This window comes from Bacillus sp. FF-1 (assembly GCF_028548245.1).
GTDB lineage: Bacteria > Bacillota > Bacilli > Bacillales > Bacillaceae_G > Bacillus_A > Bacillus_A paranthracis.
In genome coordinates, this window is the sequence record NZ_JAQQGG010000001.1 from 289488 (window position 1) to 301618 (window position 12131).

Sequence of the window (12131 nt, forward strand, 5' to 3'; positions counted from 1 at the left end):
GAACCCTGCTCATGCTTAGTTATCATATTTAGAGAAGGGGCGATTGAATGCGTGCGGTAAACTGGAACAAAAAAGAAGATGATTTTAGTTTAATGTTTTGGAAGCAAAACATCGCTCAGTTTTGGACAGAAGAAGAAATCGCAGTGTCTTCTGACAAAAATACTTGGGCGCAATTATCAAAAGAAGAGCAGGTTGCTTATAAGCGTGTATTAGGTGGTTTAACACTTTTAGATACGAAACAAGGCGGCGAAGGGATGCCACTTGTACTTGTTCACCTTGAAAATTTACAAGCGAAAAGTGTATTAGCTTTCATGGGTGCAATGGAAGAAGTACATGCGAAGAGTTACAGTCATATTTTCACGACGTTAGCTACTGAAGAAGAAATCGATGAGATTTTTGACTGGGTAGATACTCATCCGTTACTTGAGAAAAAGGCTGGTATTATTACGAGTTACTATCGTCGTTTATTAAAACCTGAAGTGACGAAAAAAGAGTTATACATGGCAATGGTAGCAAGTGTGTTCTTAGAAAGTTACTTATTCTATAGTGGATTCTTTTATCCGCTTTACTTAGCTGGTCAAGGTAAACTGACGGCAAGTGGTGAGATTATTAACTTAATAATTCGTGATGAGTCAATTCACGGCGTATTCGTCGGTATTTTAGCACAACAAATCTTCGCGGAACTTTCTGCAGAAGATCAACAAGAAGTGCAAAAAGAAACGCAAGAGTTATTAATGGAACTATATGAAATTGAAATGGCATACACAGAAGAAATTTACACTTCTATTGGTCTTGTAGAGGATGTAAATCGTTTCGTTCGTTACAATGCGAATAAAGGACTTATGAACTTAGGACTTGAGCCGAAGTTTGAAGAAGAAGAAATTAACCCAATCGTTTTAAATGGTTTACGTACAGATACGAAAAACCATGATTTCTTCTCTGTAAAAGGAAATGGTTACGTAAAAGCAACGAACGTTGAAAAGTTATCTGATGATGACTTCGTGTTTAATTTTTAATATATGATCATAAAGAAAAGCTGTCTTATTCATTGATAAGGCAGCTTTTCTTTATGGATTTGTTTACATAACATTATTATTTTTGTATAACGATTTCTGTTTGGAAAGTTCTATCTGGCTAATGGATAGAACTTTTTTGTAATTAAATGGGTATTTACAATCCTTTTGTATCGGTGTATTATTTAACTAGTACACCAATACAAAAGGAGGGAAGAAATGAAAATAGAATTTTCTCCAAATACACCAATTTACATTCAGGTAATGGAATACATAAAAAAAGAAATCGTAACAGGACATTTGTTGCCTGGTGATAAAATTCCCTCTGTACGTGAATTAGCGAGTGAATTACAAGTAAATCCAAATACGATCCAGCGTACATTTCAAGAGCTAGAACGAGATGGGGTTGTTGTAACACGTAGGGGAATGGGACGATATGTAACGAATGAAGGGGAGAAAATTATGGAGCTGCGGAAAGAGATGGCGAAAGAATTACTTCACTCTTTTATAGATGGAATGGACAATTTAGGTTTTTCAGAAGAAGAAATTCTTACAATTCTTCGTTCTTCATTACATGAGAAAAGGGGGGAGAGCGAATGACAGAGCTATTAAAAATAGAAAACTTATGGAAGAGATACGGATTAAAAGCAGTGATTCGTGAATTAAACATAGAGATTACCGAAGGAAAAATTGTTGGACTTGTTGGAGATAACGGGAGCGGGAAAACGACGTTATTGAAAATGATTGCTGGTCTGCAGCACCCTTCTGAAGGTAGTATTACAATCGCTAGTAAAAAGGTAGGGTTAGAAACGAAAGAAATCGTTTCTTTTATGTCTGATAAACCAGTATTTGATGATTGGATGACAGTAAAAGATTCTATATTTTTCTACCGCGATTTTTATAAAGACTTCGACATTCAAAAAGCGGTAGATACGGTTGCGGAGTTTAAAATACCGTTAGAAGAAAAAATTACAGCTTTATCAAAAGGGATGGTTGAAAAGCTACAAATCATTTTAACATTTTCGAGGAAAGCGAAGTTATACGTACTAGATGAACCGTTGGGCGGGATTGATCTCATTTCTAGGGAACACGTACTGGAACTTATTCTACAATTTTATAGAGAAGATTGTACAATCCTAATCTCGACTCATTTAATAAATGAAGTTGAAAATATTTTTGATGAAGTAATCTTTTTAAAAGATGGGGAAATTGTATTGTATGAAAATGTAGAAGAATTACGTTTTCAAAGAGGGAAAGCGGTCACAGATGTGTTTAAGGAGGTGTTTAGTAGATGAAGCCGAGCTTAATATACATGTACAATATAAATAAAAAGCAAATTATTATTTCGTTGCTATCATTTATATTCGTTATCGCTGTAGCTTTCGTAAGTTTGGGGAATTATATTAAGCAAGAATCAGGAGAAGTAAGACAAACAATTATAGTTAGTTTCGTTATTCTAGTATATATAACTTTTTTAGCAATGATAGTTATTCAGGCGGTGTCTGCATTTGGAAAAATGACTGAAAGCACATTATTTCGGTTAACATCGATATCGGGTAAAAAGATTGTTTTAGCAATATTGTTATACGTTGTAATTTATTTACTTATTTTTGAATTAATGGGTTCTATTTTTTTATATGGTATTTCTATGAAAATAATAAAAGGTACAGAGCTCTATGAAGTATTATTTACTCAAAGTGTATTCAATCCACTAAAGCACCTCTTTAGTACTATGTTATATGTATTTAATTTATCTAGCATATTGCTAGTATTACTTTTTTCAGTAGCAAGCGTTAAAGTGTTTTCTTTGAAAAAGAAGAAGTTAAAATATCCAATGGTATTTTTCTTATTTTTACTAGTAACAAAATTATTAGGTACTATATATGGAATGTTGGGCGGTCTTGCACCTGCTGCACCTCTAATAAAAAAATTAGTATATATAGATGAAACATCAGGAGCGGATGTGTTTCTCTATCCGGAAAAACTTATGAATTTATATAGCCTTAGTTTTTCTATAGGAATATTTATTCTACTTGTTTATATAACAGGTCGCATAATCGATAAAAAACTAGAAGTCTAAAGGAGGAATCAGCATTGGGAAACGTAGTAGTAAAATTAGAGAAGGTTCGAAAAAAAATTGGTGGAACGGAAATTATTCGTGGTTTATCATTTGAAGTTCGTGAAGGGGAAGTATACGGGTTCCTTGGACCAAACGGTAGCGGTAAGACAACGACGATCCGTATGATGACAGGTCTTATTTCAATGACAGAGGGCGATATTACAATTTGTGGTCATAGTATTCGCACGGAGCGTGAAAAGGCGCTAGAGAAAATTGGAGCGATTGTAGAAAATCCTGAACTATATGATTATATGACAGGAATGCAAAACTTAAAGCATTTTGCGAACATGGCAATTACACAAATTAGTAAAGAGCGCATTGCTGAAATTGTAAAACTGGTTGAATTAGAGCATGCGATTCATAAAAAGGTGAAAACATATTCACTTGGTATGAAACAACGTTTAGGAATTGCACAGGCATTACTTCATCAGCCGAAAATTTTAATTTTAGATGAACCGACAAATGGATTAGATCCAGCTGGTATTCGTCAAATTCGTGATTATTTACAACGTTTAGCGAAAGAAGAGAATATTGCTGTAATCGTATCAAGTCACTTATTAAGTGAAATTGAACTCATGTGTGATCGCGTCGTTATTATTAAGCAAGGTGAGTTTGTACAAGAGTACAACTTACATGAACAAGCAAAACATGATGAGACAGTAGTTGTAGCGTTTGAAGTAGATCAAGTACAGAAAGCAAATGAAATCATTAAAGGTAAGGCGCAAGGAAATGTCATTGTAGTATCTGTAACGAAAGAAGAAATTCCGCAACTTGTAAAGAAACTTGTGAATGACGATGTGCTTGTATACGGAGTTACTGTTCAAAATAAAACGTTAGAGGATGAGTTCTTAGCGATTACAGGGGGAGTGAAAGCGTAATGTTTAAATTAATTCAAAATGAATTTTTAAAGCTGCATGCGAAAAAAGGAATGTATATTTTAATTGGTGTTATTGCAGTATTGGAGATTTTGGGAGTTTTAGCGATGCTGAAATGGGGAGATGGAAGTGAATTTAAAGGATCCTATTTAGATTTTGCAAGTTCAGAGATTGGTTTAATTACTTTGTTTGCAACAATTTTTGGCATTACGATTGCTTCGCGTATGATTACGGATGAGTTCCAAAAAGGTACAATTAAGCAGTTATTAATCCGTCCAAGAAAACGAATGACAGTTTTATTCTCTAAATATATTACAGTGTTACTTACTATAGTATTTATCATATTTGCTAGTACGTTAATTGCTATGATTATTGGATTAATTGTAATGGATGGTAGTAAAACAGAATTAACGTTAGGAATCGTAATGAAATCTACCTTATATCAAGTACTTTCACCGCTCTTCTTTGCGACGCTTGCATTTTTCTTAGCAAACGTATTTAGAAAATCTGTATTACCATTAATTATTACGATGTTCCTGTTCTTCTTACAAGGAGCAATTAATATGGTATTAATGATGTTTGCAAAAGGCGTAGCGAAGTTTATAGTATTCTTCCATTTGGATTTAAGAGCTTACGATGGCAATAAATTAATTAGTGGCGGAGTAGAACCTACATTCACAGAATTTACGTTTACAACTTCATTATTACTTGTAGCTGCATACTTTGTTGTATTGCTTGTAGCATCAAGTGCATTATTCCAAAAACGTGACGTATTATAATAAAAGAAATCCCCGCTTGTAAAAACGGGGATTTTTATTACATAACTTGCTCAGGTAGTGCAACTTGAAGAGCAGTAATATAGTATTTTAATAGATATGTTGTTTGAAAGTAATTGAGAAAAATAGGAAGAGTTCAACTATATTCATATTATAATGTAGTTATCCGCCCATTTACTTTTACTAACTTTGGAGGTGTTCTATATGCACTATGCATTTTCACGTATAAGGCTACGTAGCTTTTTTGGATGGATGATCATAGGGCTGTTCCTTACGATGATCCCATTAGGTCTATCAAATGTTTCTGAGAATACAACGGAGGTTATTTCACAAATAACTTTGTTTTTTGTATTTCCGTTATTTTGGTTATACGTAAAAACCAATAAAAATAATGTTGTATTTAATAGTTTTTTTGATAAGCCAGGAAGTTTACCGTGGGGATTAATTGTATTAGCAACGATAATGGGAATGATTTTTTCAGTCGGTATATCTCATATTCAATTTTACATATTAGCACATACGTTACCGAATTTCTTAGTTACTATGTTAGAAGACGGAAATGTTATTAATACGAGTAACATATATATGACGATATTTACTTTCGTTTCAGCATGTGTATTAGCACCAATTATGGAAGAGGTTATTTTTAGGGGCTTCTTTTTACAGCGAATGGCTTATAAATGGGGGATTAAAAAAGCTGTCATTATATCTTCCATTATTTTTGGCTTAGGACATTTTGATGTTATTGGTGCGTTCATGTTTGGTGTTGTTATGTGTCTTTTATACATAAAGACACAAAATATATGGACGAATATCGCTGTACACGCTCTAAATAATTTAATTGCAACAAGTATGCAATTTGTTGGCGGAGAAGAGAGTAGCGCAATTTCAATTCCTGAATTACAAGCGCAAAGTAATTTATGGATCGGTATCGGTCTTACAGTTGTTGGATTACTTTGGTTAATTCCTTACGTTTGGAAACAATGGCGTACGGTAAAAGAAGTGGGTGTGCCACCAGTGCGCTTCATAAATGAGGAAAAAGTAGTGAGTGCATCACAAGAAAATGAAGTGTATAGTCAAGTGATTGTAACAGATAGATTGATGGCTGTAGAGCTACCAGATGAGGCTGTAAATAAGCTCGGGTTAGAAGAAAATGATTATGTAACAGTATCTGTAGAAGACGATAAAATCGTTATAAAGAAAGCGCATGATAGATAAGTAAAAAGTAGCTCCTTGTGAGCTACTTTTTACTTTGTAATAATTTCCACACGAAAATTATTGCCGTTCTTTACATATTTAATATCTGTAACAGTGCGGACTGCTTTTAAAATCTCAACTTTTTCACCAATTCGAGGGATAGTCGGAACATTGTCCCAAATGCCAAGCAAGTCATCTAATTGTGCCGTTTTTTCATAAAACCAGATTTTCAATGTAAAACCCCTTTCTCGAACTATATGTATTTTAATACATAATATATTATTTTTATTCTTATTGTAAGGGGTTTTTATATATTTTATGAATAAAAATTAATTAATCTTCTGGAAAGATATGTTCAATATCAGGAGTAAGAGATATTTCTGATAATACGATATGAGAAACAGTCGTTGCATATGAAGAAACATCATTAATAAATTCTTCAAGTTCAACGAGTGAAGGAACAGAAATTTTTACAATGTAGCATAAGCTTCCTGTTACGCGGTAACAAAAACTTGCGGACGGATAAGACTGAATAAACTGTTGCATACGCGTTGTATCCCCGTTTTTTAAAGTGATTTCTAAAATACAGTCTAAAACAAGTCCTGCTTTTTTATAATCGATATCGATTGTGTATTTTTGGATAACGCCTTCACTTTCGAGCTTACGAACACGTTCTGCAGTAGACGGAGCAGATAAGTTTACTCGTTTCGCCAATTCACGCATGGAAAGGCGACTATCATTATATAATTCATTTAAAATTTTTCGATCAACACGATCTAGTTGCATGTGTAAATATACCTCCAGTAAAATGATAATTTTTGTAAAGGAAAAATATAAATTAAGATTCATATGAAATGTAAAGAGAACTTTATTTATTTTACAATAAAACTGAAAGGAATAGGAGGAAAAATAATGGAGAGAATTTCATTATCAAATGTAGGAGATACAAAGTTTCAAAGGTTATTAGGTCATAATCCGGAAATATTACATTCGTGGAGTACATTAGAAAATACATTATACAATAAAGGAACTCTTTCAGCAGAGTTAAAGGAGCAAGTGAGAAGAACATTAGCGTATGGGAATGAATGCCCGTACTGTATGGCGAAGGGAAGGCCTGATGATATGCAAAAGGTAGAAGAAATTGGTGTAGCAGTTACTTTTGCGCATACATTTATTCATGACAAAAAGGCGATAGATGATAATATGTTTCATGTATTGAAACAATACTGGACGGAAAAAGAAATTGTAGAGCTTTGTGCGTATATTTGTTTTATTACTGCGTCACAACAATTTGGTTTTCTATTTCAATTACAGCCGAAAGAAGGAGAAAATGATGAATAATCAAATAGCACTTATTATAATTGATGTACAAAAGGCGTTTCAATTACCATACTGGGGTGAGAGAAATAATCTTTTTGCTGAAGAAAATATGAGAATTTTGTTAGCAGAATGGAGAAAAAGGAAACGACCAGTTTTTCATATTCAACATGTAAATAAAGAAAATGATCAGTCGATGTTTTATGAGGGAGCGGAAACAGTCAACTTTAAAGAAGAGTTGCAACCACTACCAGGTGAAGTGGTTATTCAAAAATCTGTTAATAGCGCATTCATTGGGACAAATTTAGAAGAGCAATTAAGAGAGAACAAATGTAATGCAGTAGTGATTGTAGGATTAACGACAAATCATTGTGTGGAGACTACGACACGAATGGCAGGGAATTTAGGATTTAAAACATATTTAGTGAGTGATGCGACGGCTACTTTTAACCGTAATGGTCTAGATGGTAAAGAGTATAGTGCAGAAGATATTCATAATATGACACTTGTAAATTTACATGAAGAGTTTGCTACAATTATGACGACAAAAGAAGTATTGAAATTATTTTAAGAAAATAATTGCGAATTATGTAGAAAAAAATAAGAATATTTCGTATAATCTAAGTACAATCATTTTAAAAATAGGGGTGGCATCGTATGGAGCAAATTCCGGTAAAGAGAATAGAAGAAGTACTTGTTGTAGCAGGGGATGACAAACAAAAGCAAAAGGAATTTTATGAATTGCTCTTATCTACTGAGTTTTATGTTGCTGGCTCATTAGAAGCAGAGGAAGGTGCAACAGAAGGGATACTTCGTTTGCGTCATTTCCAAGGAGAGGGTAGATGGATCGTTCCGTTCTTTACACAAATGGAATTTGTAAAAGATGTGTTGCCAGAAGGAACACCCCTTATTACGATACGTGGGAAAGAATTATTTGGTAGCATTGAGAAAGATGCTACAGCAGTATTAAATGTCGGTACTGATATAAGTAAAACATTTATTCCAGAAGAAATTGCAGATATCGCATCTGGACGAATTTTTAACTATTATAAATAAAGTGAAGCTTTAATCAGTGGGGGTTTTCTTCATCCCCCACTGATTATTAGTTGAACCAATCGGGCTTTAATGGGCAGCCCGACCCCCACCTAACTTCTTTACTTTCGCTGAATTTTGATGTGGGGGTCTTACTGCCCATTAAAGCGGGATAAAAGGAAAAGCTGAATTGCTTTTCCTTTTTAATTTGAACACGGAGTGGCTATGCCAGAAGAAATAGAGAGTGTTTTATTATTTGTATTTATTGTCGCTGTAGCTCCAAGAGGGATTCCGATGTTTGGGCTTATATGTCCAATCGGTAAACCGAATAGGACAGGTATAGCATATGAAGTGAAATATTCATATAGTATTGTTTGCAATGATTGAGATGGTTTAGAAGGAGTGCAGTCATGACAACTTGTAAAAATAACACCACTACATTCATGAAACTTTCCAGATAAAAGTAGCTGATTTAACATACGATCAACGCGATACGGTTCTTCCCCAATGTCTTCAAGCAATAAAAGTTTATTGGCTGTATTTATCTCGTAGGAGGAGCCAATGATACTCGTTAACACCGCTAAATTGCCTCCAACTAACTGACCTGTAACTGTACGGGAAGAGCTAGGTACGATACATTCTGAAGCAGATAAGATGGTTGAATACGGATGAAATAGTTGGTTGAAAGAAGATAAAGAAAGAGAATCTACCCCTTTCCCTAATTCTTCAACCATTGGGCCATGAAAAGTAATAAGCTTTGCATAACGTGAAAAGGCAGTATGTAAAGCTGTAATATCGCTATATCCCCAAAAGATTTTTGGATTTTGCCGAATGATTTCATATTGAATGTGAGGGAGGAGACGAGCGCTACCGTAACCACCCCGTGTACAGAAAACGGCCTTTACCTCATGGTTTGAAAATGCTTCATGTATATCATCAAGCCGGACTTGATCCCTTCCAGCTAAATATCCATATTTCTCATAAACACTCTTCCCGATTACTACAGATAAACCCATTTCTTGTAATACCTTTACACCTTTTAATACATTTTCAATTGTTGGTGGCCCGGACGGTGCAATAATCATTACTGTATCACCTTGTTGTAATGCATTTGGATATATCATTGTTTTCAGCCTCCTTCACTTTCAATATATTCGCTTCATAGGAAGTTCAATCCTTGTAAAAGAAGGGAAAAGTTTGTCAAATAAAGAAGATATAAAGAGAATAGGAGGAGAAACAATGTTTACAAGTCGAGTCATAGATACATTACAAATTAAGTATCCCATCATTCAAGCCGGTATGGCGGGTGCGATTACGACGCCAGAACTCGTTGCAGCTGTGAGTAATAGCGGAGGATTAGGAACGCTTGGAGCAGGCTATATGAGCCCAGAACAAATTCGTGAAGCAATTTATACAATAAGGGAGCTAACAGATAAGCCCTTCGGTGTTAATTTACTTTTAACAAAAGAGATACAGATAGAAGAAGAGAAGATAAACTTGGCAAAGAGATTACTTAGCGGAGTGAATAGAGAATTCGGTATAGAGGAAGAAGAGCATGTAAAGCTTCCAAAAAGTTATAAAGAACAATTACAAGTGTTAGTAGAAGAAAAAGTACCAGTCGTTAGCTTTGCGTTTCAAACGTTAGAAAAAGAAGAGATAAATGATTTGAAAAGAAGTGGAATAAAAGTCATCGGCACAGCTACTCATGTGGCAGAGGCGAAAGTGCTTGCTGAATTAGGAGTAGACATTATTGTCGGTCAAGGTAGCGAGGCAGGAGGGCATAGAGGAACGTTTATCGGGAAAGAACAGGACGCTATGATTGGTACGTTTGCATTAATTCCGCAGCTAGTAGCAGCAGTTCCGCATATCCCGATTGTTGCAGCAGGTGGTGTAATGAACGGGCAAGGGCTTGTTGCTGCATTTACACTGGGAGCAGAAGCTGTTCAAATGGGATCAGCCTTTTTAACGAGTGAAGAGAGTATTACGCATGACGTGTATAAAAAAGCGGTTTTACGTAGTACAGATACGAGTACAACTGTGACTCGTGCGTTTTCCGGGAAATATGCACGAGGTATTCGTAATGAATTTATAGAGAAGCATGAAGGGAAAGAAGAAGACCTTCCGATGTATCCGGTGCAAAATGTATTAACCTCTAAAATACGCCAACAAGCAGCAAAGCAAAATAATGGAGAATATATGTCACTTTGGGCAGGACAAGCGTCATCATTAGCACGAATAGAATCAGCTCAGCATGTAGTGGAGAGAGTGATGAAAGAAGCAGATAACACAATTGAACAATTGCAAAATGTATATAGAAAAAGACCACTTGAATAATTCAAGCGGTCTTTTCATTAGTTTGCTTTATAAAATTGTTGGATGGCTTCATCGATATAAACCCAGCCTTTCCAACCTAAGTGCATGTGATCTTTTAAGAAGTATTTATCATACTCATGATTTGAGAAGTCAGCAATTGGATAGCCAGCTTTCTCAATTTGCTCATGAACTTTCTTATAGTACAATTCTCGGCGTTCTTTCGGGAAGCCAGCGTAATCGTACCAAGGACCTTTTACAGGAACAGAAATGAAGAGTGGTTTTGCACCAGATTGTTTTAATAAATCAAGTGCAATTTGTAAATCTTCATATTCTGGTGATTGATCATAAGCATCATTTTTTAAGTAGCCTTCACGTTGCTTTAATTTTTTCTTGATTTTGCTGTTGAAGTAACCATCTTCAATACCGTAATTGTTAGATCCAGATTCTGCTGCACCTGTTTGATCTGCATGTTTACGAGCCTCTTCCCAGCTCATTTGTTTTAATGAAGGGTCAAGTTTTTCTTTATGCGGTTTAATATTAAACATAGCTGTAAATAAATCTTTACGATCTAAAATGTTACGATAAATATAAGCGAAAGGTTTAGCAGCAAGTGCTTTTACTTTATGCTTTGTATCATCGTAAACGATACCTTCAAGCGAAATTTTTAATAAAGTTTCTTTCTTAACGATCTCAAAGTTTAATAAACGCTTTGCAATTTGCTTTTTCATTTCAGGTTTTACATCATCGTTGAAAATGAAGTGGTAACCTTGTTGCTTTGAAAAGTTAGGTGCAAAGTGTGTTTCATCAATACCTTGTGGCACAAACCATTGCGGAGAAAGAACGAATACCATTTTCTTATCCTTCAATTGATCCATCGTAGATGCAAAGTTTAATACATGTACAAGGTCTTGTGTTCCGCCACGTCCAAGTAGGAATGGTGTGAATCCTTCAGGCTTTACTTTGAAATAATTTGATGGATGGTAAGCATCCATACGTGCGAATTCCGATGAACCATACATCGGAAGGTATTTCGAGTCTGCTAACATCTTTTGCTGTAAAATCATACTTTGAATCTTTTCTTCTTTTAAAGAAGTTGCAGCTTGTTCTACTTTTTCGTCACTTAAAAGCGGGAGTAGAAAGCGCGTCGGAATAAGTAGGAATACAGCAAAAAGGGCCAATGCTAAAAGCATCGGACCAAATTTTGCTTTGTTCATCGGATTTCTTCCAACTTCTTAATAACCATGTTTGGAGTAGCCCACTCGTCACGATCAAAATCAGAAATAGAAACTTCAATATCTAAACGCTCTTGGAATTCAACTAATAAAGATACTACAGCGAAAGAATCAAGAATACCTTCTTCAAATAATTGAACATCTAAGTTTTCTTTTACAATATCGTTTTCACATACTTCTTCTAAAATATCTAATACTTGCTCTTTAAATTCTGCCATTTTTAAAATCTCCTTTATATCCGAAATATAATATATGTG

Annotated in this window: 16 protein-coding genes; 11 read left to right on the top strand and 5 right to left on the bottom strand. The window is 34.8% G+C overall.

Annotation, left to right across the window (positions count from 1 at the left end):
- The first annotated feature begins 47 nt into the window (after positions 1-47).
- The 7 genes from nrdF (at position 48) to PQF83_RS01580 (ending at position 6001) form a co-directional block, all read left to right on the top strand.
- Entirely contained in the window at positions 48-1016 is a 969-nt protein-coding gene (nrdF, locus tag PQF83_RS01550; protein WP_001203021.1) for a class 1b ribonucleoside-diphosphate reductase subunit beta, read from the top strand.
- A gap of 216 nt (positions 1017-1232) precedes the next feature.
- Positions 1233-1613: a GntR family transcriptional regulator gene (locus PQF83_RS01555; protein WP_000687514.1), complete on the top strand. Its 381-nt coding sequence runs from the start codon at positions 1233-1235 to the stop codon at positions 1611-1613.
- Positions 1610-2308 (top strand): ABC transporter ATP-binding protein, encoded by a 699-nt coding sequence (locus PQF83_RS01560; RefSeq protein ID WP_000137737.1) that lies wholly within the window; start codon positions 1610-1612, stop codon positions 2306-2308. The genes PQF83_RS01555 and PQF83_RS01560 overlap by 4 nt, the downstream gene beginning before the upstream one ends.
- Positions 2305-3093, top strand: coding sequence for a hypothetical protein (locus tag PQF83_RS01565; protein ID WP_000804799.1), 789 nt, complete (start codon positions 2305-2307; stop codon positions 3091-3093). The genes PQF83_RS01560 and PQF83_RS01565 overlap by 4 nt, the downstream gene beginning before the upstream one ends.
- A gap of 14 nt (positions 3094-3107) precedes the next feature.
- Positions 3108-4010, top strand: a complete 903-nt coding sequence (locus PQF83_RS01570) for an ABC transporter ATP-binding protein (protein ID WP_000528779.1) — start codon at positions 3108-3110, stop codon at positions 4008-4010.
- Entirely contained in the window at positions 4010-4786 is a 777-nt protein-coding gene (locus tag PQF83_RS01575; RefSeq protein WP_000475445.1) for an ABC transporter permease, read from the top strand. The genes PQF83_RS01570 and PQF83_RS01575 overlap by 1 nt, the downstream gene beginning before the upstream one ends.
- Positions 4787-4987: 201 nt before the next feature.
- The gene (locus PQF83_RS01580; protein WP_000558792.1) at positions 4988-6001 is read left to right on the top strand and encodes a CPBP family intramembrane glutamic endopeptidase; all 1014 of its coding nucleotides are present in this window, start codon (positions 4988-4990) and stop codon (positions 5999-6001) included.
- A gap of 29 nt (positions 6002-6030) precedes the next feature.
- Here the strand turns inward: PQF83_RS01580 and PQF83_RS01585 are convergent, their stop codons facing one another.
- Both PQF83_RS01585 and PQF83_RS01590 read right to left on the bottom strand, forming a co-directional pair.
- Positions 6031-6213 (bottom strand): DUF3913 family protein, encoded by a 183-nt coding sequence (locus tag PQF83_RS01585; RefSeq protein WP_000707103.1) that lies wholly within the window; start codon positions 6211-6213, stop codon positions 6031-6033.
- Between the two features lie 100 nt (positions 6214-6313).
- Positions 6314-6766: an Lrp/AsnC family transcriptional regulator gene (locus tag PQF83_RS01590; RefSeq protein ID WP_001175495.1), complete on the bottom strand. Its 453-nt coding sequence runs from the start codon at positions 6764-6766 to the stop codon at positions 6314-6316.
- A 63-nt stretch (positions 6767-6829) separates the two neighbouring features.
- Here PQF83_RS01590 and PQF83_RS01595 point away from each other — a divergent pair, with 63 nt between their 5' ends.
- From PQF83_RS01595 to PQF83_RS01605, 3 genes are all read left to right on the top strand, one after another.
- Positions 6830-7321 (top strand): carboxymuconolactone decarboxylase family protein, encoded by a 492-nt coding sequence (locus PQF83_RS01595; RefSeq protein ID WP_001997023.1) that lies wholly within the window; start codon positions 6830-6832, stop codon positions 7319-7321.
- Entirely contained in the window at positions 7314-7868 is a 555-nt protein-coding gene (locus tag PQF83_RS01600) for a cysteine hydrolase family protein (protein ID WP_001064616.1), read from the top strand. The genes PQF83_RS01595 and PQF83_RS01600 overlap by 8 nt, the downstream gene beginning before the upstream one ends.
- Positions 7869-7954: 86 nt before the next feature.
- On the top strand, positions 7955-8353 hold the full coding sequence (locus PQF83_RS01605; RefSeq protein WP_000435208.1) for an SseB family protein: 399 nt from the start codon (positions 7955-7957) through the stop codon (positions 8351-8353).
- 179 nt (positions 8354-8532) lie between these two features.
- Here the strand turns inward: PQF83_RS01605 and PQF83_RS01610 are convergent, their stop codons facing one another.
- A complete protein-coding gene (locus PQF83_RS01610; RefSeq protein ID WP_272792284.1) occupies positions 8533-9453 on the bottom strand; it encodes a S66 peptidase family protein in 921 nt (306 codons plus the stop codon).
- A gap of 115 nt (positions 9454-9568) precedes the next feature.
- Between PQF83_RS01610 and PQF83_RS01615 the strand changes: the two genes are divergently transcribed.
- Complete coding sequence (locus PQF83_RS01615; RefSeq protein WP_000495257.1) at positions 9569-10663, top strand: NAD(P)H-dependent flavin oxidoreductase; 1095 nt, start codon at positions 9569-9571, stop codon at positions 10661-10663.
- 17 nt (positions 10664-10680) lie between these two features.
- On the opposite strand, the gene dltD is transcribed toward PQF83_RS01615, so the two are convergent.
- Together dltD and dltC are read right to left on the bottom strand one after the other, a co-directional pair.
- Entirely contained in the window at positions 10681-11856 is a 1176-nt protein-coding gene (gene dltD, locus PQF83_RS01620; RefSeq protein ID WP_001030285.1) for a D-alanyl-lipoteichoic acid biosynthesis protein DltD, read from the bottom strand.
- Complete coding sequence (gene dltC, locus PQF83_RS01625; protein WP_000807310.1) at positions 11853-12092, bottom strand: D-alanine--poly(phosphoribitol) ligase subunit DltC; 240 nt, start codon at positions 12090-12092, stop codon at positions 11853-11855. Before dltC ends, dltD begins: the two co-directional genes overlap by 4 nt.
- Positions 12093-12131 lie beyond the last annotated feature (39 nt).

What these genes read in the sequence shown, in the direction of transcription:
- PQF83_RS01615 (WP_000495257.1), top strand. Translation starts at nt 9,569, where the DNA reads ATGTTTACAAGTCGAGTCATAGATACATTACAAATTAAGTATCCCATC.
- PQF83_RS01575 (WP_000475445.1), top strand. Translation starts at nt 4,010, where the DNA reads ATGTTTAAATTAATTCAAAATGAATTTTTAAAGCTGCATGCGAAAAAA.
- PQF83_RS01590 (WP_001175495.1), bottom strand. Translation starts at nt 6,766, where the DNA reads ATGCAACTAGATCGTGTTGATCGAAAAATTTTAAATGAATTATATAAT.
- dltD (WP_001030285.1), bottom strand. Translation starts at nt 11,856, where the DNA reads ATGAACAAAGCAAAATTTGGTCCGATGCTTTTAGCATTGGCCCTTTTT.
- PQF83_RS01595 (WP_001997023.1), top strand. Translation starts at nt 6,830, where the DNA reads ATGAAATGTAAAGAGAACTTTATTTATTTTACAATAAAACTGAAAGGA.
- PQF83_RS01555 (WP_000687514.1), top strand. Translation starts at nt 1,233, where the DNA reads ATGAAAATAGAATTTTCTCCAAATACACCAATTTACATTCAGGTAATG.
- PQF83_RS01600 (WP_001064616.1), top strand. Translation starts at nt 7,314, where the DNA reads ATGAATAATCAAATAGCACTTATTATAATTGATGTACAAAAGGCGTTT.
- dltC (WP_000807310.1), bottom strand. Translation starts at nt 12,092, where the DNA reads ATGGCAGAATTTAAAGAGCAAGTATTAGATATTTTAGAAGAAGTATGT.
- PQF83_RS01565 (WP_000804799.1), top strand. Translation starts at nt 2,305, where the DNA reads ATGAAGCCGAGCTTAATATACATGTACAATATAAATAAAAAGCAAATT.
- PQF83_RS01610 (WP_272792284.1), bottom strand. Translation starts at nt 9,453, where the DNA reads ATGATATATCCAAATGCATTACAACAAGGTGATACAGTAATGATTATT.
- PQF83_RS01560 (WP_000137737.1), top strand. Translation starts at nt 1,610, where the DNA reads ATGACAGAGCTATTAAAAATAGAAAACTTATGGAAGAGATACGGATTA.
- nrdF (WP_001203021.1), top strand. Translation starts at nt 48, where the DNA reads ATGCGTGCGGTAAACTGGAACAAAAAAGAAGATGATTTTAGTTTAATG.
- PQF83_RS01605 (WP_000435208.1), top strand. Translation starts at nt 7,955, where the DNA reads ATGGAGCAAATTCCGGTAAAGAGAATAGAAGAAGTACTTGTTGTAGCA.
- PQF83_RS01580 (WP_000558792.1), top strand. Translation starts at nt 4,988, where the DNA reads ATGCACTATGCATTTTCACGTATAAGGCTACGTAGCTTTTTTGGATGG.